Source organism: Rhizobium sp. RM, assembly GCF_013390595.1.
Classification (GTDB): domain Bacteria; phylum Pseudomonadota; class Alphaproteobacteria; order Rhizobiales; family Rhizobiaceae; genus Agrobacterium.
In genome coordinates this window covers 647,944-669,014 of record NZ_JACAWV010000007.1, presented here as the reverse complement: position 1 = coordinate 669,014, position 21,071 = coordinate 647,944, and the positions used below count along the sequence as shown (strand labels likewise).

At 56.7% G+C, this 21,071-nt stretch carries 13 protein-coding genes and 2 tRNA genes; 10 read left to right on the top strand and 5 right to left on the bottom strand.

Annotated features, from left to right (window positions below):
• The first annotated feature begins 270 nt into the window (after positions 1-270).
• The 3 genes from HWX89_RS07585 to HWX89_RS07575 all read left to right on the top strand — a co-directional run bounded on the left by HWX89_RS07585 (position 271) and on the right by HWX89_RS07575 (position 3,067).
• Positions 271-1,458, top strand: a complete 1,188-nt coding sequence (locus tag HWX89_RS07585; RefSeq protein WP_138792096.1) for an OpgC family protein — start codon at positions 271-273, stop codon at positions 1,456-1,458.
• A gap of 201 nt (positions 1,459-1,659) precedes the next feature.
• Entirely contained in the window at positions 1,660-2,856 is a 1,197-nt protein-coding gene (gene mnmA / locus HWX89_RS07580) for a tRNA 2-thiouridine(34) synthase MnmA (protein ID WP_138792097.1), read from the top strand.
• A gap of 134 nt (positions 2,857-2,990) precedes the next feature.
• A tRNA-Met gene (locus tag HWX89_RS07575) sits at positions 2,991-3,067 on the top strand.
• A gap of 753 nt (positions 3,068-3,820) precedes the next feature.
• On the opposite strand, the gene HWX89_RS07570 is transcribed toward HWX89_RS07575, so the two are convergent.
• A tRNA-Gly gene (locus HWX89_RS07570) sits at positions 3,821-3,895 on the bottom strand.
• 258 nt (positions 3,896-4,153) lie between these two features.
• Here HWX89_RS07570 and HWX89_RS07565 point away from each other — a divergent pair.
• From HWX89_RS07565 to pbpC, 6 genes are all read left to right on the top strand, one after another.
• Positions 4,154-4,663, top strand: a complete 510-nt coding sequence (locus HWX89_RS07565) for a prolyl-tRNA synthetase associated domain-containing protein (RefSeq protein WP_138792098.1) — start codon at positions 4,154-4,156, stop codon at positions 4,661-4,663.
• A 55-nt stretch (positions 4,664-4,718) separates the two neighbouring features.
• The gene (trxA, locus tag HWX89_RS07560; RefSeq protein WP_138792099.1) at positions 4,719-5,687 is read left to right on the top strand and encodes a thioredoxin; all 969 of its coding nucleotides are present in this window, start codon (positions 4,719-4,721) and stop codon (positions 5,685-5,687) included.
• Between the two features lie 66 nt (positions 5,688-5,753).
• Positions 5,754-6,428 carry an LON peptidase substrate-binding domain-containing protein gene (locus HWX89_RS07555; RefSeq protein ID WP_178340654.1) on the top strand — a complete coding sequence of 225 codons (675 nt, stop codon included), beginning with the start codon at positions 5,754-5,756 and terminating at the stop codon, positions 6,426-6,428.
• A gap of 15 nt (positions 6,429-6,443) precedes the next feature.
• Positions 6,444-6,632, top strand: coding sequence for a Trm112 family protein (locus HWX89_RS07550; protein ID WP_138792100.1), 189 nt, complete (start codon positions 6,444-6,446; stop codon positions 6,630-6,632).
• 113 nt (positions 6,633-6,745) lie between these two features.
• Positions 6,746-12,193, top strand: coding sequence for an alpha-2-macroglobulin family protein (locus tag HWX89_RS07545; protein WP_138792101.1), 5,448 nt, complete (start codon positions 6,746-6,748; stop codon positions 12,191-12,193).
• Entirely contained in the window at positions 12,190-14,268 is a 2,079-nt protein-coding gene (gene pbpC / locus HWX89_RS07540) for a penicillin-binding protein 1C (protein ID WP_138792102.1), read from the top strand. The genes HWX89_RS07545 and pbpC overlap by 4 nt, the downstream gene beginning before the upstream one ends.
• A gap of 12 nt (positions 14,269-14,280) precedes the next feature.
• Here the strand turns inward: pbpC and HWX89_RS07535 are convergent, their stop codons facing one another.
• From HWX89_RS07535 to HWX89_RS07520, 4 genes are all read right to left on the bottom strand, one after another.
• Entirely contained in the window at positions 14,281-16,041 is a 1,761-nt protein-coding gene (locus HWX89_RS07535; RefSeq protein WP_138792103.1) for a peptidoglycan D,D-transpeptidase FtsI family protein, read from the bottom strand.
• Between the two features lie 192 nt (positions 16,042-16,233).
• Complete coding sequence (locus HWX89_RS07530) at positions 16,234-17,523, bottom strand: TadE/TadG family type IV pilus assembly protein (protein WP_138792104.1); 1,290 nt, start codon at positions 17,521-17,523, stop codon at positions 16,234-16,236.
• A 147-nt stretch (positions 17,524-17,670) separates the two neighbouring features.
• Positions 17,671-17,964: a hypothetical protein gene (locus HWX89_RS07525; RefSeq protein ID WP_138792105.1), complete on the bottom strand. Its 294-nt coding sequence runs from the start codon at positions 17,962-17,964 to the stop codon at positions 17,671-17,673.
• A gap of 591 nt (positions 17,965-18,555) precedes the next feature.
• Complete coding sequence (locus tag HWX89_RS07520; protein WP_138792106.1) at positions 18,556-19,728, bottom strand: M20 aminoacylase family protein; 1,173 nt, start codon at positions 19,726-19,728, stop codon at positions 18,556-18,558.
• Between the two features lie 181 nt (positions 19,729-19,909).
• Between HWX89_RS07520 and HWX89_RS07515 the strand changes: the two genes are divergently transcribed.
• Positions 19,910-20,995, top strand: a complete 1,086-nt coding sequence (locus HWX89_RS07515; RefSeq protein WP_178340653.1) for a D-alanyl-D-alanine carboxypeptidase family protein — start codon at positions 19,910-19,912, stop codon at positions 20,993-20,995.
• Positions 20,996-21,071 lie beyond the last annotated feature (76 nt).

Here is a 21,071-nt window from a genome sequence, read left to right as displayed (position 1 = left end):
TGCTATGCAGGGGATTACGCCGATATGCGCCTGGGCATATGGCGCGGAGGCCTTCCTCCTTCTCACGGAAATGCCATCTTTCATTCATCCAGCATTCAGTCCCGGGGTCATAACCAGAGGGTGCACACGCCAACGTGAGCTGCTTCCCGCTTTAAACCGCTTTCAAGAGGGAACCACAGCCAGAAATCAGCGTTGACGATCCAGCCCCGGTTCTCGGGGAGAAGGAGTGGCCGGGCGCTGCACGGCCCGCGAGTATGGAGAGCTATCGACATGAAACGCTTTGACCTGATCGACGGGATGCGCGGTTATTTTCTCGTCTTCATGCTGATAAACCACCTTGTCTTTGCGGGTGGCTTTTGGCTTGTTGAAATCAATCACAGACAGTTTGCGTTTGTCGAAGACGCTCAGGGCTTCGTTTTCCTCTCTGGCCTGCTGATCGGTATGGTCTACGCCAGAAAGATGATGAAGTACGGTTATGACGCCGGAAAGCAGGCGATCTGGAACCGGGCGATGGAACTCTATCGCTACGCGATGGGTCTCGTGATCGCCGTTCTGTTCTTCCGAATGGTTATCCCGCACGCACCTTACATCTGGTACAACTGGCTTGGCATGACCTCGTTCGACGATCCGCTGCGTCTTGCTGCGATTGCGACATTCCTGTTCCAGCCGACATTCATGGACATTCTGCCGCAATATATCGTCTACATGATTTTTGCGCCTGTCCTCGTGAAGCTTTGCCTGGATGGCAAGTGGGCCTACGTTATTGCCGGTTCGTTGCTGGTCTGGATGGCAGGACAGCTTGGCCTTCAGCAGATCGTTACCGCCCCTCTCAATGAGCTTGTTAAGGGTGCGGACGAGCAGGGCATTCGCGTCAGCTTCAATATGCTGGGCTGGCAGCTTGTGTTCTATTCGGCGCTGGTGCTTGGTGCGATGACTGCACAGGGCCGCATCCAGTGGAAGAAGATCTTCTCGCCCGAGAACTCCTGGATTCCGAAGGCGGCTCTGGTGATCTGCCTGTTCTTCATGCCGCTTCGTATCGCAACGGCCTGGAATCTGATGCCGGAATTCATGCTCGGAAAGTTCTCCTCCATGGAAATCCGTGCGGACTTCGGCCCGGTCTATCTCATCAACTTCCTTGCTGTCGGCGTTGGCCTGACATGGTTGATTATTGCCGGCCCGCATCATCACCGTCCGCTGGTGCGCTCGATTGCCAATGGCGTCATCTGGGTGCTGTCGCTCAAGTTCCTGCAGCTTCTGGGCCGTCATTCGCTTCAGGTCTATGTCTGGCATGTCGCTATCGTCTACGGCATTTACTATGTCGATGGCCGCACGGCAGAGCTTGGTCAGATCGAAAAGACGATGATCGCCCTTACGGGTATTGCGCTTCTGGCGTTGCCTGCGCTCTGGCGCGAGCGTGACAAGTGGATCGGCGACGGTCAGAAGACTGCTGGTGCCTGATAGCCCTTTATCGTGATCTTCCTTTAGCGCAGGGCGGCTTTGCCGCCCTGTACTTGCGTGTGAAAGCAATTCTTTCTATATGCAGCGCTGAAAATCCGGCGAAATGGGGATGGATGATATCCTCGAAAAACCATATCGTACCGGATGAAACGACAGGCGGCGGGGCCTTGACCCCCGGTATGACTGACGATTGGAAAAAACTTGAACACGCTCGATTTTGACAAGAAGCCGGAAGACACCCGGATTGTCGTCGCCATGTCTGGCGGCGTGGATTCATCCGTTGTTGCCGGTATCCTCAAGCGTGAGGGCTATGATGTCCTCGGGATCACGCTTCAGCTCTATGACCATGGTGCAGCCGTACATCGTGCTGGCTCCTGTTGTGCAGGGCAGGACATCGATGATGCGCGCCGCGTTTGCGAAACGCTGGGTATTCCCCATTATGTGCTGGATTACGAAGCACGCTTCCGCGAAACGGTTATCAATCCCTTCGCTGAAGCCTATGCGATGGGCGAAACGCCGATCCCCTGCGTTGCCTGCAATCAGACTGTAAAGTTTGCAGATCTGCTGGCCACTGCCAAGGAACTTGGAGCCGATGCACTGGCAACCGGCCATTACATCCGTTCGCGCCGTAACCCTGTTCCGGGTCATCCAGATCGTCGCGCGCTTTACCGGCCAATCGATAGCGATCGCGACCAGAGCTGGTTTCTGTTTGCGACCACGCAGGAGCAGATCGATTATCTGCGCTTCCCGCTCGGTGGTCTTTCCAAGGCTGAAACACGCGAGCTTGCCGAAGATATGGGGCTGGTGGTCGCCAAGAAGGCCGATAGCCAGGACATCTGTTTTGTGCCGCAAGGCAAATACACTGATATCATCAACAAGCTGAAGCCGAATGCGGCGCTGGTAGGCGATATCGTTCATCTCGACGGTCGCGTACTCGGCCGCCACGACGGCATCGTGCATTATACGATCGGTCAGCGCCGCGGTATCGGCGTCGCAACCGGTGAGCCGCTCTATGTCGTTCATCTCGATGCACGCGGGCGACGGGTGATCGTGGGGCCACGTGAGGCGCTGGAAACGCACCGGGTTTATCTGCGTGATGTCAACTGGCTGGGTGATGGCGCGCTGGAAAGCGATGCGCAGTCTGGCTTCTCCTGCTTCGCCAAGGTTCGCTCCACACGGCCACCGACAGAAGCCGTGCTGCATGCGGATGAGAAGGGTGTCTACGTCGATCTGATGACCGGCGAAGCCGGTGTCGCGCCCGGACAGGCTTGCGTGCTTTATTCTGCGCCAGGACCGGACGCACGCGTCTTTGGCGGCGGTTTCATTGAGCGCTCTGAACGGTCAGCCGATGCAGAAGCCTCTCTTAAGGCGCTCCTCGAAAATCAGGTTGCAGCCTGAAACCGTTCGCTTTTTTGCTCCTGTGCAGAAAGCGAACTTTTTGCGCATCTTGCGCTTGACACTTTGGGGAGCGGCGCCTTATAAGCCGCTCATCCTGACGGAACGGCGGTCACAAGACAGTCATTTCCCTCTGTGGCGGGGTAGCTCAGGTGGTTAGAGCAGCGGAATCATAATCCGCGTGTCGGGGGTTCAAGTCCCTCTCCCGCTACCACTTCTCATTTATTTCAAATCGACGATTAGCATTACCTGCCGCTGGTGTCCCGCGTGCAGTTTTCTACTGCCCAAAAAAGGGAAACCCGCCTTCCGCAATGTTGCAGCCGACGGGTCTCAACCTCTGCCCCTCCCACAAGGGCGGGCGCACGTAAACACACTAAAGCAATTATGGCAAGATCATGGCGACCATGTTGTCGCTGATGATGGTCCTAAATTCCATGTAAGCGGCGGGTGGCAAAGCGTAACCAGCTCCGTGTGTCGTTCGTACGGGGCGCGGTAGGAGACGATATTGTTGCTGCAGGTCTCGCGCTGCGTGACATAAGACGAGCGGTAGTATGTCTTCTGCGATGGCGCGCGATCTTGGCCGTATTGGATCATGTCGGCGGCAGAAGACATTGTCGGTATTGATATGGCGAGGAATGCGGCTGCCAGAAATATGGATTTGCTGTTTGCGAACATTGCGACCCCCAGGGTGGTGAAACAACCACATTAAACGGCATTGGGCCATGTTTGTTCCAGCTATGCGAGGGTATAGGCGGTATTCTCTTGGGGAAGAGGTGGCTGGGTTTGTGCAAATGTGAAACGGCTGTTAGCGGGACCCGATACTGCCGCCCCAAACTCCAGATCGGTACGTGCAAGACTTTAAGGTGCTTTGCTGTAAGCTTTACAGCGGTCAACGGAAGGAGAATGAAAGATTCCCAGTCGCTAAGGCGACCAAAATTCTCAATGTCATCAACGATCTAGGAGAATTTGGAGCGGGCGAAGGGATTTGAACCCTCGACCCCAACCTTGGCAAGGTTGTGCTCTACCCCTGAGCTACACCCGCTCATAAGCCAACGGTTCGGGGTAGTAAGCTGAACCGTGGGTCACCAGTGTTGCGGCGACGGGCGCTATATCGCTCAATCGATTTTGGAATGCAACAGGGAAATGACAAAAATACGAACAAAACCCGCGAAAATTCGACAAGTAGCGGAAATGGCTGGATTTTTTCATCGCGGCAGGATTTCCGCCCGTTGCCAGCGGTAGCCAGCGTGCTTATTCAGAAAGACAATGGTCCGAGAATCGAGAGCGACAGGTGCGGGATATGACGGAAATTTCTCCCAAGACGGCGGATGAACTCTTCAAGCTTCTGGACAAGCTTGGCATCTCACACAGCACGAAACAGCATGAGCCGGTTTTTACCGTCGCTGAATCCCAGTCGCTGCGTGATCTCATCCCCGGTGGTCATACCAAGAACCTGTTCGTAAAGGACAAGAAGGACAAGTATTTTGTTCTGACGGTGGAAGAAAATGCCTCCGTCGACCTCAAGAGCGTTCACAAAGTGATCGGTGCGGCAAGCCGCGTTTCCTTTGGCAGGCCGGAAAAGATGCTGGAGTATCTTGGCGTCGTTCCTGGATCGGTCACCGTTTTTGGCGCGATCAATGACGTCAACAACGACGTGACTTTTGTGCTCGACAGCGCTCTTATGGAGAACGAACTGATCAACGGTCACCCGCTGTCCAACAATGCGACGACGACGGTTGGCAAGCAGGACCTTATTCGCTTTCTGGAGGCGACCGGCCATGCGCCGCTTGTCTTGAAAGTGAGCGAGTGAGATACGATCTTTGCGTTAATAGAGACGAAAACGACAGGTACCATTGGAGACCGGCATGAGCGGCACGAACAACCCTTACGGCAGTTCCTACGGCGGGCAGATGTCTGCAACCGCGCAATTCGGCGGGGAGCTTAATGGCGCTGCCTCCGGCCACATCAAGGATACGACGACCGCCGCTTTCTCCAAGGATGTTCTTGAGGAATCGCGCAATCAGCCGGTGCTGGTGGATTTCTGGGCGCCGTGGTGCGGCCCATGCAAACAGCTGACGCCGGTTCTGGAAAAGGTCATCAACGAAGCCAATGGTCGCGTGAAGCTGGTAAAGCTGAATATCGACGATCATCCCTCAATTCCCGGCCAGCTTGGCATCCAGTCAATCCCGGCCATCGTCGCCTTTGCTGATGGTCGCCCGGTTGATGGTTTCATGGGCGCTGTTCCCGAAAGCCAGATCCGTCAGTTTATCGACAAGATTGCTGGTCCCGATGCAGGTGATCCGAAAGCCCAGATCGAAGCTGTGCTGGCCGAAGCAAAACAGCTTGTGGCGGATGGCGATCACGAAGGCGCAGCACAGCTGTTCGGTGCGGTCATGCAGGCTGACCCGGACAATGCAGCCGCGATTGCAGGTATCGCCGAGTGCATGATCGCCGTTGGAGAATACGAAAGGGCTGGCGAGCTTGTGTCTTCGCTGCCGCCAGAATTGTCTGAAGATGCGGGCATCCAGCTCGTTGCCAAGAAGATCGCTCAATATGAGGAAGCCCGTAAACTCGGCGATGCGACGGCCCTCGAGCGCGATCTGGCAACAAATCCGGATCATCACGAATCCCGAATGAAACTTGCCAAGGTTCTGAACGTTCAAGGCAAGCGTGATGAAGCAGCCGACCATCTGCTCTACATCATGCGCAAGGACCGCGAATTCGATGAAGACGGCGCGCGTCGGCAACTGCTGGAGTTTTTCGAGGCCTGGGGCTTCAAAGACCCTGCGACGGTGGCCGGACGCAGGAAGCTTTCGGCGATCCTGTTTTCGTAATGTGGAGATGACCGGTCGATACCATCGGGATCGACCGGTACTCCGGAAAATAGAGGGTTCATTCCCATGCATATCGGAAATGCGAGATATGTGAAGAGCGACGATCTGCCGGAAACAGTCCCGGTTTTCCCCCTGCCGGGAGCGCTTCTCCTGCCGGAAGGGCATCTTCCGCTGAATATCTTCGAACCTCGATATCTGGCGATGATCGACCGGGCACTGGCGAGTGATCGCCTCATTGGCATGGTTCAGCCCGCACTTCACGCAATCGATACAGGCACCGAGGGTGGAGCGCTGAGTTCCGTGGGTTGTCTTGGTCGTATCACTTCATTTTCCGAAACCGGCGACGGCCGTTATCTGATTTCGCTTACGGGTGTTTGCCGTTTCCGTCTGCTCAAGGAAGTGGATGCGGCGGGAAAGCCATACCGCAGCTTTGTGCATGCACCATTCATTGCCGATCTTTCCGGTGACTACGACGAAGATGCTGTGGATCGTAACAACCTGTTGCGCGTTTTCCGCGCCTTTCTTGATGCCAATCAGCTTGAAGCAGACTGGGAAAGCGTGGAGCGCGCGGGCAATCGCGTGCTCGTCAACTCCCTTTCGATGATGTCACCTTTCGGCCCCGCAGAAAAACAGGCGCTTCTGGAAGCTCCTGATTTGAAGACACGGGCTGAGACACTCATTGCAATTACAGAGATTCTTCTCGCTCAAGGTGGCGGCGAGAACGGCAATATTTTGCAATAGGGCAGGAGCGGGCTGATGGACGACAGGATGAGCAATGTCGACCCGAAGCTGCTGGAGCTTCTGGTTTGTCCTTTGACCAAAGGCGGCTTGTCCTATGACCGTTCCCGCAACGAACTTGTCTCGGAAAGTGCCAGACTGGCCTATCCCATTCGCGATGGTGTGCCGATCATGCTGATTTCGGAAGCCCGCAAAATAGAAGACTGATTTTCCGTTTACCCCGTTCGGCGCAGTCATGCCGCAAATTGGCGATGACGCGTTGACAACTGTGCGTGGATTTGGCCAGAGTCCGGCCAGCATCTGTACGGGGGAGAAAACTGATGTCGCTGCGTGCTATCGTTCGGGCTTCTGTCGTTGTTCTGGCAACGGTTTCCACCATTCTTCCAGGCTTGGCGGCAGAGCCATCGCGAAAGATCGTCACAACCAAGAATGGCGATTATTTCGGTTTCGATTTGCGCACCGAGCAGAATGTCTCGCTGGAGCAATGCGGTGAGATTTGCGTGGGCGATGCGGCCTGCAAGGCATTTACCTACAATCCGAAGGTGAAATGGTGCTTCCTGAAATCGGATTTCAATCAGCTTAACGCATTTCCGGGCGCTGTGGCGGGCAAGGTGGTAGAAACCGTTGCTGAACCGGATATTGGCGCACCGCAGCGTCTGTCGTTCATTTCAGAAAGCCTCCAGCAGGAAGCGCGCAAGCTGAAAGCGGGTCTGGAAGCAAGCGACGAGCAGGGGCTCGAAGGCCTTCTGGAAACGGCGAGGCAGCAGGCGGCCGCCGGCACCATTCCGGAGGCGGTCGAAACCTATAAATCGGCGCTTGCGCTCGCCCCCGATGATGGAGCGCTCTGGGCTGAGCTTGCCGGCGCTGCCGCGCAGGTGACAGATAATTATTCGATTGCCGGTCAGGCTGCCTCGGCCGCGCTCAATGCTTACCAATTGAGCCGCACCGTCAGCGCCAGAACAGAAGCGCTCAATCGTCTGGCGCAGGCTTTCGAGAGAACGCAAAGTTACCGGGCCGCCCTGAACGCCTACAAGGCAAGCCTTGCGCTCGTCGATACGGCTGAAACAGAAGCTGCTTATGCCGATCTGCGCAGCCGGCAGGGCTTCCGCATCATCGGCAACACGGTGGATACGGACAGTGTCAGCCCACGCGCCTGCGCGCAGTTTTCCGAACCGCTCGTCAAGAACGGTGTTGATTACTCCTCCTTCGTGACACTGGACGGCGCCGCCCCCAAGGCAATCGACGCGAAAAACAGCGAGATTTGTGTCGAGGGTCTGACACATGGCCAACGCTACAAAATCGCGTTTCGCGCTGGTCTGCCGTCATCGGTCGATGAGCCGCTCGAAAAGCAGGTTGATCTGGATGTTTATGTCAGAGATCGTGCTGCGAGCGTACGTTTTACCGGAGAGAATTTCGTGCTGCCCGGCTCGGCCCGGCGCGGCATCCCGATCGTTTCCGTCAATGCAGACACGGCGGACTTGAAACTTTACCGCATTGGCGATCGCAACATCACGGCGCTTCTGGCGAACTCTCAGTTCCTGACGCAGATGGATGGCTATAATGCCGGTCGTATCGAAAATGAAATCGGTGAACTGGTCTGGCAAGGTGCAATCGAAATTCAGCCAGACCTCAACAAGGACGTCATTACCAGCTTTCCGGTGGATGAGGCGCTTCCCGAGCGTAAGGCCGGAATCTACGTGCTGACGGCGACGCCGCCCGGCACACAGCCTGAAGATTGGGATTCGCGCGCCACCCAATGGTTCCTGGTTTCCGACACCGGCATCACGACCTATGCCGGAACGGACGGTCTTAACGTTTTCGTCCGCTCACTTGGTACCGCAAAACCATTGGCAGATGTCGACCTGCAATTGTTGGCGAAGAACAACGAAGTTCTTGGAACTGCAAAAACCGATGGCGATGGTAGAGCTACCTTTTCGGCCGGACTGATGCGCGGTTCGGCGGCTCAAGCACCGGCAATTCTGACCGCGCGCAATGGCGACAAGGATTATGTCTTCCTGGATATGACACGGGCCGGCTTTGATCTTTCCGACAGAGGTGTCACCGGTCGGGCTGCTCCCGGTGCGATCGACGTGTTTTCCTGGACGGAACGCGGCATCTACCGGGCAGGAGAAACGGTGCATTCCGCTGCACTGGCGCGGGACGTGGATGGCAAGGCAATCGAGAACCTGCCGCTCACCTTCATCTTCTCTCGCCCTGATGGCGTGGAAGACCGGCGCTTCGTCAGCGACGGAAAGACACTTGGCGGTTATGCGGTGGATCTGCCTCTGCAGGAAAATGCCATGCGCGGCACCTGGACGTTGCGCATTCACACCGATCCGAAAACGGCTGCAATCAGTGAAAAGAGTTTCCTCGTCGACGATTTCGTGCCGGATCGTACGGAGTTCGATCTTTCAAGCAAGGTGAAGGAGATCGTTCCGGCACAAGATGCCGCAATCGATGTGGATGGCCGTTATCTTTACGGAGCGCCGGCGGCCGGCCTGACGCTTGAAGGCGAAGTCGGCATCAAACCAACACGGAGCAATTCCGCGTTCGAAGGGTACGTCTTTGGTCTTGCTGACGAAGAAACCGAAGAAGAAAACCGGACAACTCTCGCGGATCTGCCGGCTCTGGACGAGGAGGGTAAGGCAAGTTTCAACGTCAATCTGACGGACCTGCCGTCGACCACGCAAATGCTGTCCGCCAACATCACGGTGCGCATGCAGGAAGCAGGTGGGCGCGCTGTGGAACGCTCGTTGTCGCTGCCGATCAAGGGTGAGGGCGCGATGATCGGCATCAAGCCGCAGTTTTCCGGTGATCTGGCACAGAATTCCATTGGTCGCTTCCATGTCATTGGGGTCTCCGCAGACGGCGTAAAGCAGGCCATGAGTGGGCTCAACTGGAAGCTCATCAAGGTTGAGCGAAACTACCAGTGGTATCGTCAGGGCAACTCCTGGCGGTATGAGCCGGTGGAGTTTACCAAACAGATGGAAACCGGAAACCTTTCCCTCTCGGCTGACGGGGGTGAAATTTCCGTGCCGGTGACCTGGGGCCGCTACAGGCTAGAAGTTGAGGGCACTGGTGCCGCCGCGCCAGTCTCCAGCGTTGAATTTGATGCCGGTTTCTATGTTGAGGCAAGCTCTACGGAAACGCCGGACGCTCTTGAAATTGCGCTCGACAAGGCAAGCTATAAGATTGGCGACACCGCCAAGCTCAGGGTGTCTCCCCGTTTTGCGGGCGAGGTCATGATAACGGCAGGTTCCGAGAAGCTGATCGCCGTACAGAATGTCGAGATCGGTGAAGGTGGCGGTGAGATCGAACTTCCGGTTACCGAGGCGTGGGGTGCAGGCGCCTATGTGACGGCGACGTTGTTCCGTCCAGGAGATGCGCAGGAAAGCCGTATGCCGATGCGTGCCATCGGTATCAAATGGCTTGGCGTTGATCCCGCCGAACGCAAGCTGAATGTGTCGCTTGGTGCTGCCAAACAAACGCTGCCGCGCCAGCCGCTTGAAATACCTGTGACGGTAACGGGGGCTGGTATCGGCGAACAGGCCTACATCACCGTAGCTGCAGTTGATGTCGGTATTTTGAATCTTACGCGTTACGAGCCACCAAAGCCGGATGACTGGTACTTTGGCCAGCGGCGTCTCGGTTTGGAAATACGCGATCTCTATGGGCGTCTGATCGACGGTTCACTCGGCGCAACAGGCCGGCTTCGCACAGGTGGTGACGGCGGGCAGGTGGCGTTGCAGGGTAGCCCACCCACTGAAAAGCTGGTCGCCTTTTTTGCAGGTCCCGTCGCACTCGATGCGGATGGCAAGGCAACTATCAGCTTCGATATACCCCAGTTCAACGGAACAGCTCGCATAATGGCGGTTGCCTGGACGAAGGACGGGGTGGGCCATGCGGTCTCCGATGCGGTGATCCGTGATCCTGTGGTGGTCACTGCCAGCGCGCCGAAGTTTCTTGCCCCGGGTGATCAGTCGCAATTAAGGCTCGATATCGCTAACACCGATGGCGGGGCTGGCGACTACCGGCTCGATGTTACCAGCAATACGGCGCTCACCGTTGATCAAGGCGAGGTTTCGCAGGTGCTGTCACTCGATAAGGGCGGTAAGACCTCGCTGACCGTTCCGCTGACGGGTGAATTGCCGGGGAACGGCGCGATCACCATCAAGGTCTCGAACAACAGCGGTGTCGCATTGGAGCAGGCGTTGACCATTCCGGTGCGTCCAGCGGTTCTGCCTGTCACGACGCGCCGTGAAATACGGATTGCCCCCAATAGCAGCTTGACGATCAACGGTGACCTGTTGGCTGACAGCATGCTGCTTGGTGCGTCCGTTGCGGTCAATGTGACGCGTTCACCCGCTTTCGATATTCCGGCTCTGGTGATGATGCTGGACAAATATCCCTATGGCTGCGCCGAACAGACCACCAGCCGTGCCCTGCCGCTGCTTTATCTCTCCGAGTTGACGAAAGACAGTGGGATTGCCGAAGATCCGGAGATGCGCAAGCGCGTCCAGGAGGCGATCTACCGCGTTCTGTCGTTCCAGTCGAGTTCCGGCAGCTTCGGCCTTTGGTCACCCGGATACGGCGACCTGTGGCTTGACTCTTATGTCAGCGATTTCCTGACGCGTGCCCGCGAACAAGGTTATGACGTTCCGGAACAGGCCATGGTCCAGGCGCTCAGCAATCTGCAGAATGGCCTTTCCTATGACAGCAATGTCAAGGATCGCGGCAACGAGATTGCCTATTCGCTCTACGTGCTGGCACGTAACCGCAAGGCTGCTATCAACGATCTCAGATATTATGCCGATACGGCGCTTGCAGATTTCCCGACGCCGCTCTCAAAAGCCCAGATCGCGGCAGCACTGTCGCTCTATGGCGATGCGGCCCGGTCCAAGAGCATCTTTGGTGCATCGCTGGATATGGCGAGCCGTGTCACCAATGTCAGCTTTGCCCGTGCTGACTATGGCTCACCGTTGCGTGACGGTGCAGCGTCGTTGGCGCTGGCTGCGGAAAGCCGCCCCGTTCCCGCTGTCGTGCCGCAACTTGCCGGTGCCGTATCGAAAGAATGGGAAAAGAAACCCTATACCAGCACGCAGGAACAGGCCTGGATGCTGCTTGCCGCTCGTGCCGTGAAGGGTGAGGACAAGGACATCCGCATTGATGTGAATGGGGATTTGCAGACGGGCGGTTTCGGTAAACGCATGAGCGGCGATGAGCTTCTCGGCACACCACTGAAAATCTCCAACGCTTCGCCTGATCCTGTAACGGCGGTCGTGACCACGGTGGCGCCGCCTGCTCAGCCTCTGGCTGCTGGGGGCGACGGTTTCACGATCAACCGCACCTATTATTCGATGGACGGCGAAGAGGTGAACCCGAGCGAGGTCGTGCAGAACGAACGTTATGTCGTGGTTTTGAATGTCGCGCCGCAAAACGATTGGCAGTCCCGTCTCCTTGTGACTGACCTGTTGCCATCGGGCTTCGAGATCGACAACCCGAGCCTCGTCAATTCGGCAGCGCTTTCGAATTTCGACTGGCTGCCCGAAACCGAGGCTGCCCATACGGAGTTCCGCTACGATCGCTTCGTGGCGGCCTTCGACCGAACCGCTGGCGACAGTTCGGAGATCACACTGGCCTATGTCGTGCGCGCCGTAACTCCGGGCACCTACGATCACCCTGCCGCGACGGTAGAGGACATGTATCGCCCGCAATTTGCCGCTCGCACGGCAACAGGTCGCATGGAGGTGCGTTCGGCGACACCATGAGGCGCGCAAGGGCTGTTATTGTCAGTATTTCCTCGGCCGCGCTGCTTCTCGGCGGCGCGGTCTTTGGCATAGATACGCTTGACAAGGCCTATCCGCCTCCGCTGGATGCTGCTGCGCAACGCTCCTTCGAAGTCCTGGACCGGGACGGGCGGTTGTTGCGAGCCTTTGCAACGACGGAAGGACGATGGCGGCTCAAGACGACGGCGAGGGAGGTCGATCCGCAGTTTCTCCGAATGCTGGTGGCTTATGAGGATCAGCGCTTTTACGAGCATCATGGTATCGATCCCTGGGCGCTGCTGCGCGCGGCGTCCCAACTTGTTACCAACGGGCGTATCGTCTCCGGTGCGTCGACACTGTCGATGCAGGTCGCGCGGCTGATTGAACCCCGCGCCGACAGATCGTTCTCGGCGAAGTTCCGACAGGTTTTGCGCGCCCTGCAGATCGAAAGACGCTTGAGCAAAGCGGACATTCTCGACCTCTACCTCAACATTGCGCCCTATGGCGGTAATCTGGAAGGTGTGCGTGCGGCAAGCCTTGCCTGGTTTGGAAAGGAGCCAAAGCGGCTGGATAGCGCCGAGGCGGCATTGTTGGTGGCGCTGCCGCAATTGCCGGAAAAACGCAGACCGGACCGCTTTCCGGCTGCTGCCAAGGAGGCGAGAGAGCGGGTCTTGCAGCGCGTTGCTGTTGCAAACGTCGTCGGCGAGGGAGAGGCGGACCGTGCCGCGCTGTCCTCGGTGCCGTCCAGAAGGCAGGAGTTGCCGGCCTATGCCCCCCACATGGCCGCCTTCGCCAAGGCGAAGTTCGCCGGGAAGGGCGAGGCGCATTCCACGTTATCGCTTCCCATCCAGCGGGAATTTGAAACCATTGCGCGCCACGCTGCGGAAAAACTTGGGAGCCATGTGTCAGTCGCCATCGTCATGGCCGATAGCCTTAGTGGCGAGATCATTGCAGAGGTCGGTTCATCGGATTACCTCGACACCGCGCGACGTGGTTTTGTGGAGATGAGCCGCGCGGTGCGCTCTCCCGGTTCGACCCTCAAACCCTTCATCTACGGGCTTGCCTTCGAAAATGGGCTGGTTGCGCAGGAGACCATCATCGAGGATCGCCCCTCGGATTTCTCCGGCTACCGTCCGCGAAACTTCGATATGCAATACCAGGGCGATGTCAGCATTCGGCAGGCGCTGCAACTCTCACTCAACGTTCCTGCTGTGAAGCTGCTGGATGCAACCAGCCCCTCGGCGCTGATGGTGCGGTTCCGTCGCGCCGACGTGAAGCTTGTACTGCCGCCCAATGAGGCGCCGGGCCTCGCCATTGCTCTGGGCGGAGCGGGGATTTCGCTAGTCGATCTCACCCAGCTTTATGCTGCGCTTGCCAATCGTGGAAATCCGGTCCGGCTGGGTGACGCCATTCGTGGCATGCCAGAGATTATGGAAAGTGATCCGCTGTTCTCAAGCACGGCACTCTGGAACGTTTCGGATATTCTCTCAGGCGTTTTGCCCCCGCTTGGCATGAAACAGCGTGGCATCGCCTACAAGACGGGGACGAGCTACGGTTACAGAGATGCTTGGTCGGTTGGTTATGACGGTCGCCACGCCATCGGCGTGTGGATCGGGCGTGCAGATAACGGTGCCGTCCCCGGCATTGCCGGTTACGCCACGGCAGCGCCGATCCTCTTTGACGCATTTGAAAAGTCGGGGTTGCCGGTGACACCTATGCCTGCGGCTCCGGCAGGTGTTGCGCGTATCGCACACGGTGAACTTCCCGCCAATCAACGCCGCTTTGCGGTTACGGCAAGTGGCCTGCTATCGGCTTCTCGACGCGAAACGGCTCCTCGCATCGTCTATCCGCCAGAAGGCGCGCGGGTGGAGCTCTCAGGTCAGTCGGGCATTTCACCGCTGGTTCTGAAACTACAGGGTGGACGGGCGCCGTTCCGCTGGCTTGCCAATGGCAGGCCTCTGCCGGATGCGTCGCATCGCCGTAGCAGTGAATGGCAGCCCGAAGGCCAGGGTTTTTCAACACTGACGGTGATTGACGCCGATGGCCGTGCATCAAGCGTGCGTATCTTTGTCGAATAGCGGCATTTATGCCTAGTAGTCGACGAGCAGCTGCGGCTGATCGTCAAGTCCGAAACTGGGTTTCACTCCCAGCAGGCCCGCCGTACGGGTTATGATTTCTTTTGTCATCGGTGCGGCCGTGGATGCCGCCGTTCGGCCACCATTTACACCAGTCTTGGGCGCATCGATAATCGTCAGCACGACATATTTCGGTTTCTCCATTGGAAACCCCGCTACGAAGGCGTTGAAGTTGATGTCCTTGGCATAACGCCCGTTGATAACCTTATCGGCCGTACCGGTTTTTCCGCCGACGTGAAATCCTTCTACCTGCGCTGCGCGGCCGGACCCTTTCACGCCATTCCAATTATAGAGGAAACGCATATCGGCACTGGTTTTCTCTTTGATGACAGCGCGCGATATGAGGGCTGCATCGTCTCTGGAGCGTGGCAGGAATGTCGGATTGATGAGGTTGCCGCCGTTGATGAGGGCAGCCGCCGCGACTGCGGTTTGTAGCGGCGTTGTCGCAACACCATGGCCGAAGGAAATCGTAACTGAATTGATCTTTTTCCACGTGCGCGGCTGGGTTGGGGTCGCCACGCCCGGCATTTCGGTTTCCATTCTGGAGAGAAGTCCTAGCCGGGTTAAGAACTCCTGATGCCCTTCAATTCCGACTTTGTCGGCAACGGCTGCGGTTCCGATGTTGGATGAATACTGAAAGACCTCTGGGATCGAGAGTGGCCTGTTCCTCCCCTTGAAATCCCGAATCGTGAAGCCGCCCATGCGGATGGGGCGAGTGGCGTCAACGACAGAGTTCAGGGTGATATGTCCGGCATCGAGCCCCATGGCCAGCGTAAAGCTCTTGAAGGTCGAGCCCATCTCGAAGGTCGCGTTGCTCATCCGGTTGAACCAGCCCTTTTCGTACTCTTTGTCGACGCTTCCGTCGCCAAGGGTTCGTGAAGGCTCGTTCGGATCGTAGTCTGGAACCGATGCCATGGCGATGACCTCGCCCGTCTCGGCGTCAAGGATGACAGCGCCGGCCGCTTCCGCCTCATATTCCTTCATCGATCGGGCCACCACTTCACGCAGGATATGCTGGGCGCGGATGTCGATCGAAAGCTGGACGGGTTCCAGGCGGGTGTCATTCGTAAGGCCAGCGGCTCGAAGGTCGGCATAGCCTTGCTGGTCAATATATCGTTCCATTCCTGCAAGGCCGAGATTGTCGATATTGACGTGGCCGACAATATGCGATGCGGTTGTTCCGCCGGGATAGAAGCGGCGTTTTTCAGGTCGAAAGCCGATACCTGGAATGCCAAGGGAAAGAATATCGGACTGCTGCCGTGGTGTAAGTTGCCGCCGAAGCCACTGAAAACCGGTTCCGGATTGAAGTTTCCGGTGCGTATCGCGCCAATCCAGATTGGGAAGGACGGTTGCAAGTTTCTCGACAACTTCATCCGCGTCGACAATTCTGCGGGGCTCGGCATAGAGCGATACAGTGTTGATATCGGTTGCCAGGAGTTCGCCGTTTCGATCCAGAATATCCGGACGAGAGGCGACAGAGTTGGCGTTGAAATTGATGGAGCCCATGATCGCGGGCTCGGTCATACCGTATTGGACAAGCCGCGCGCCAACAACGATGTACATGACGGCAAAGCCGGCGATCATGATCGCCAGTCTCTGCCTGGCGTTTCGTTTGCGGCGCTCTGCCGTTCCCACGAAGGTCCTTGTTCGCAGGTTGCTTTTGCCCTGCATACGGAAATGAGCGCTGCTGCAAAGCTTTACGATAAAAGCAAGCATTCCGAACCAAGCCCACGCATTGCGAGTGAATCATATCCCAGACGCCATTCATGCCGTCGAAATGAAATCTGCAATTGTATGGGAATAAAGCCAACACGACGGACGACAGAAGACTGCAGGTCCTTCAATTGGCATTAATATACATTTAAAACTCTATGGACCGGCTTAACGTTTTGTTGGTCCAGACTATCATCAGCCCGTCAAACGGGGAGAGGTGATGACACGTCGAAACAGCGCGGACATCGCCTCACTGATGCCCTCGGTCGGGCTGACTTCAAAAAACAGGCCTGGCGAAGCACAGTCCTGCATTCGTGTGCTGATTTCGCTTTGAAAAGGCTTGATCCAGGAATTGTACCAGGAGTTCGTCGGCAGGGGCAGATACGTGGTGTAAAGCACGGCAATCCGGAAGCCCTTTTCCTTCAGTTTGGTACAGAGTTTTATATCGATCGGCTCCTGACAACGGCCGCCCGTAGTCTTCTTTGTGCAGGTCGATGGCTTGTAGCTGTCGCCGACGCCGTCAGAAACGAAGAACACAACCTTGTCAGGGCTCGCTGAACTTGAGCCGTTTCCAGGTTTGCCAATCTTGTCGGAAATTTGGGTCAGAGCGCGGTCGAAGTCGGTCTGCTGGTCGTTATTGTATCCCTGGTATGGGATGGACATCAGATCAATCTCGCCTGCCTTCTTCTTTGCCGAGGTCAGGTCTGAGGTCAGCGGAACGACTTCGAGCAATTTCGTATCCTCTGCCTTTTCACCGAAGGTGTAGACGGACATGCGGTACTGATTGCTGTTCTTCCGCGTTGACATTGCGGTATCCATCAGGCTGGCGGTCGCTTTTGCCACGACATTGATGCGCGTTGTGACGCCAAGCGATTTTGCCTTGTAGTAATAGCTGTTTTTATCGGCCACGCCGTCTTTGACAATGTGGCAAGCGAATGCGCATTTGTCGCTGGTATTGGCAACGAGTTTTGAGACATCGGCGGGTGTCGCCCCGACACCCATGGAAGGTGTGTTGTCGAGAAGAAGATAAAAGTCACTGAACGTCTCGGTCTCATATCTGGCCGAGGCATAGCCGCCGACTGTCAAAATGTCTTTGCCGAGAACTTTCGAGAGTGTCGTATTGATCGTCGCCTTGAAGCTCAGCGTCGATTCGACGACGTTGCCTTTTTTTGTCACGGAAATATCGACGGCATTTATCCTGTACGCCATCGACTGAGCGGCATTGGCATCGAAGAACGCGCGCGCTTCCGTCTCTCCCACACTGATTGCACCATCGGACTGCATGCTTTTTGCCGCCTGGACGCTCGCCGATAGGTCGGCTACAGCCGCGAGCACCGCCGAATCGGCTGCTCGCTGGATTTCCTCCTTCACAGACATTGCGTCCGCAACGTCGAGAGCAACGCCGGCCGCCCCAAAAAGCGGCACGATCAATAATGCAGAAAGAATTCCGAAGTTGCCGGATTTGTCGCGCCAGAAATTTCGCACACGTGCCCCCAAATCTTTACCCGGCTTGGAAATTACGGGTGAAGATTTGATTTTTTGTTTTCTGGCATAATTAATTTTGGATAAAACCAGTCAGGCGCGACAGAACTCAAAAGTCGCCGTCGTCTGCGCCATCCCGAGGTGCCTCGCCTAACGGCCAAGTGGATAGCGATCGATCCTTTCCTGAAGCGCGACAACGACGGCGTCCAGAAATTCTCGGCGCCTTGGGCTGATCGTCGAGGCCAGCGTTAGCTTCAGTCGGTCGCGGATATTGTTCATGAAACCGACGTGGTCGAAACTGTCAGCGGCAACATTGACCGCGACCTCATCCATGTAATGCGACAGGTGTGAGTCCAATGCGAGGTTGGCGTCCATCTGGTATCTGCCGGCCATCTGCTCTGCAAGCGTACCCATCTGTACGTAGGGGCCACATTGGTTGCTCATCTAATCTCCTTCATTCGCATTGGAATCGTAAAACAGGTCTGCAGGGAACAGTCACACGCAGGTGAATGTTGGGCCGCCTGGAGGATAATCCAATGCCAATATGCGTGTTTTCACGGGTTTGTGAATGGGGCTCCCAACGGGTGAGATCAGGTAGACTTGTTGGTAATTTCTTGGTTTTACATCGTATTTTGCAGGAAAATGGCGTCCACGAGAGGATTCGAACCTCCGACCCCAGGATTCATACCACTTCGACTTTCGCCGCCGTCCCGTCGTTCATAGACGGTGTCGTTCGTGGTCTGGACTGTCCCTTCACCATGGGCCGAGGCCTTTAGGTGCTGCCCATCCAGTCTCTACACCTTCAACGGATTTCTCCGAAGCTTGGCTCGGGATTGGCATGTTGCAAGTGCAACGAAGCGTTCCCCGACTTTGAGCAGATCGATTGCGTCGTTTCCAAACGCAACCCCCAATTTCACTTAGGAATCCTGTGCTCTATCCTGCTGAGCTACGTGGACACTTGAATGCTCTTTAACCCGGCTCCATCGGCGGATCAACCGCGTTCTTTGCCGCGGTTGATCTGTTCCTCGCCTTTCTTCAGGCGGCTTCATCCGCAAGACGCTGTTCGGCGAGTTTCACCCAGTAGGAAACTCCGTAGGCGATGGCTTCGTCGTTGAAGTCGTAGCTTGGATTGTGAAGGCCAGCCGAATCGCCATTGCCGATAAAGATGAAGGCGCCCGGACGTTCTTTCAGCATGAAGGAAAAGTCCTCGCCTGCCATCGACGGGTCGACTTCGGGATCGACGTTCTTTTCCCCGGCCACGTCGCGGGCGACACGGATCGCGTGTTCGGTTTCGGCGGCGTGGTTGAACGTTACAGGGCAATATCGCTCGTATACGACCTCTGCTTGCGCGCCATTGGCAAGCGCGATGCCTTCTGCCATCTGCTTGATCCGGTCCTGCGCCAGGTCACGCACGGTTTCATCCAGGCTTCGGACGGTGCCGGCAATCAGCGCTTCGTTCGGAATGATATTGTGGCTGGAACCGGCCTGAAAACGGGTGACGGAGACAACGACCGAGCGGATCGGATCGGCATTGCGCGATGCGATCATCTGCAGGTTGCCAACGATCTGCGCACCGATGGTGATCGGATCGATCGTGCGGTGCGGCTGGGCGGCATGACCGCCTTTACCCTTCACCGTGATCGAGAATTTGTCGGGTGCGGCCATGATGCCGCCCTTGCGGATGGCAAAAGTGCCGAGCGGAATCCCCGGCATGTTGTGCATGCCATAAACCTCGTTGATGCCGAAGCGCTCCATCAAGCCGTCTTCCACCATGGCAAGCGCACCCGCGCCACCTTCTTCGGCGGGTTGGAAAATCACAGCGATAGAGCCTGAAAAATTACGCGTTTCGGCGAGATATTTCGAGGCGCCGAGCAGCATGGCTGTGTGACCGTCGTGGCCGCAGGCGTGCATGGCTCCATCGGTCTTGGAAGCCCATGGCTTGCCGGTCTCTTCGACGATTGGAAGCGCGTCCATATCCGCTCTGAAGCCGATGGTACGTTTTCCGGGTGCCTTGCCGTGAATGATGCCGACGACGCCGGTGCGGCCAAGGCCGGTCACGATTTCGTCAACGCCAAAGGCCTTCAGCTTTTCGGCAACGAAGTTCGCGGTGTTTTCGACGTCATAGAGGATTTCGGGATTTTCATGCAGATAGTGCCGCCATTGGCTAACTTCGGGTTGAAGTTCGGCGGCTCTGTTCAAAATCGGCATTCGTTCATTCCTGTTTTATCGGTACGGCTCGTCGCTAAACGTCTTCCTCCACGGTGGATAGTGCGCCGCATAATTGACGTAATCAATGTACTTTGCCATTGCTAGGACATATATGGTGAATATTGCCAGTTCCCGACCGACCATGGGAATTCGAGGACACGCCTTGCCACAGAACAGCAGAATGCCAAACGCCGCCTGGCGGCTTTCAAAGATCGTCGCCGTCCTGACGGCCGGACTTGTTGCCACAGCGCCAATGGCGAACGCCAATCCGAAGATCGTGGTTGACGTCAAGACCGGCAAGGTCATCTCCCATCAGGAGGCGTTTCGCAAATGGTATCCGGCATCGCTGACGAAGCTGATGACCGCATATATCGCGTTCTCGGCCATGAAGTCGGGTCGGATCAGTCCTCAGACGGAAGTTGTCTTCAGCAAGAAGGCAGCCGATCAGCCCGCGTCGAAAATGTATTTCAAGCCTGGCCAGAAGCTCACGCTCGACAGCGCGCTGAAGCTGCTGCTGATCAAATCTGCGAATGATGTCGCCGTTGCGATTGCTGAAACGATCGGTGGCACGAACGACAATTTCGTGGCGCAGATGAATGCGCAGGCGGCGCGCCTCGGCATGAGTTCGACCCATTATGTCAATGCCAACGGTCTGCCCGGCAAGGGGCAATATACGACGGCACGCGACCTTGCGCTTCTGGCGCTTATCATTAAGCGCGAATTCCCTGAATATGCCGGCTACTTCTCGCTTGAAGGCGTCACAACCGGCAAGAAGAACTATGCCAACTACAACATGCTCGTCGGCCGTTTCGAAGGTGCCGACGGCATGAAGACCGGCTTCATCTGTGCCTCCGGCTTCAATCAGGTTTCTTCGGCGACCCGCAATGGCCGTTCGGTGATTACCGTGGTGCTGGGTGCCGATAGTCTCGGTGGACGTACCGATCAATCCGCAGATCTGTTGCAGTTGGGATTGACCTCGCCATCCGGTCAGGGCGTTTCGCTGGCGTCGCTTTCTCCCTATGGCGATACCGATATCGTGAATGATGTGAGCGCCGAAATCTGCAATCCCAAGGCCGCCAAAATCCGCAGTGAAAGCCGCGATGAGGCTGGACGTATGAAGATCCATTCTCCTTATGTCAGGGAAATGACGCGTCCGCCGGAATATTCCTTCGCAGGCCTTATTCCTGGCAGCGAAACCGTTGCAGTCAACGCAACGAAGGGCGAGGTGGCCAATGTTCCGATCCCGATACCGCGTCCGACATTCTGATTTTCCGTCGCTGTCGGTGAGGGCGTGACACGATCTGAGGATTTCCCGTTCGCATCGCGGCCGTGTTATGATATTA

Bases quoted from the DNA above. Each gene is read 5' to 3' on its own strand.
- HWX89_RS07550 (WP_138792100.1), top strand. From the start codon at position 6,444: ATGGACGACAGGATGAGCAATGTCGACCCGAAGCTGCTGGAGCTTCTG.
- pbpC (WP_138792102.1), top strand. From the start codon at position 12,190: ATGAGGCGCGCAAGGGCTGTTATTGTCAGTATTTCCTCGGCCGCGCTG.
- trxA (WP_138792099.1), top strand. From the start codon at position 4,719: ATGAGCGGCACGAACAACCCTTACGGCAGTTCCTACGGCGGGCAGATG.
- HWX89_RS07515 (WP_178340653.1), top strand. From the start codon at position 19,910: ATGCCAAACGCCGCCTGGCGGCTTTCAAAGATCGTCGCCGTCCTGACG.
- HWX89_RS07555 (WP_178340654.1), top strand. From the start codon at position 5,754: ATGCATATCGGAAATGCGAGATATGTGAAGAGCGACGATCTGCCGGAA.
- HWX89_RS07520 (WP_138792106.1), bottom strand. From the start codon at position 19,728: ATGCCGATTTTGAACAGAGCCGCCGAACTTCAACCCGAAGTTAGCCAA.
- HWX89_RS07585 (WP_138792096.1), top strand. From the start codon at position 271: ATGAAACGCTTTGACCTGATCGACGGGATGCGCGGTTATTTTCTCGTC.
- HWX89_RS07535 (WP_138792103.1), bottom strand. From the start codon at position 16,041: ATGCTTGCTTTTATCGTAAAGCTTTGCAGCAGCGCTCATTTCCGTATG.
- HWX89_RS07565 (WP_138792098.1), top strand. From the start codon at position 4,154: ATGACGGAAATTTCTCCCAAGACGGCGGATGAACTCTTCAAGCTTCTG.
- HWX89_RS07525 (WP_138792105.1), bottom strand. From the start codon at position 17,964: ATGAGCAACCAATGTGGCCCCTACGTACAGATGGGTACGCTTGCAGAG.
- HWX89_RS07545 (WP_138792101.1), top strand. From the start codon at position 6,746: ATGTCGCTGCGTGCTATCGTTCGGGCTTCTGTCGTTGTTCTGGCAACG.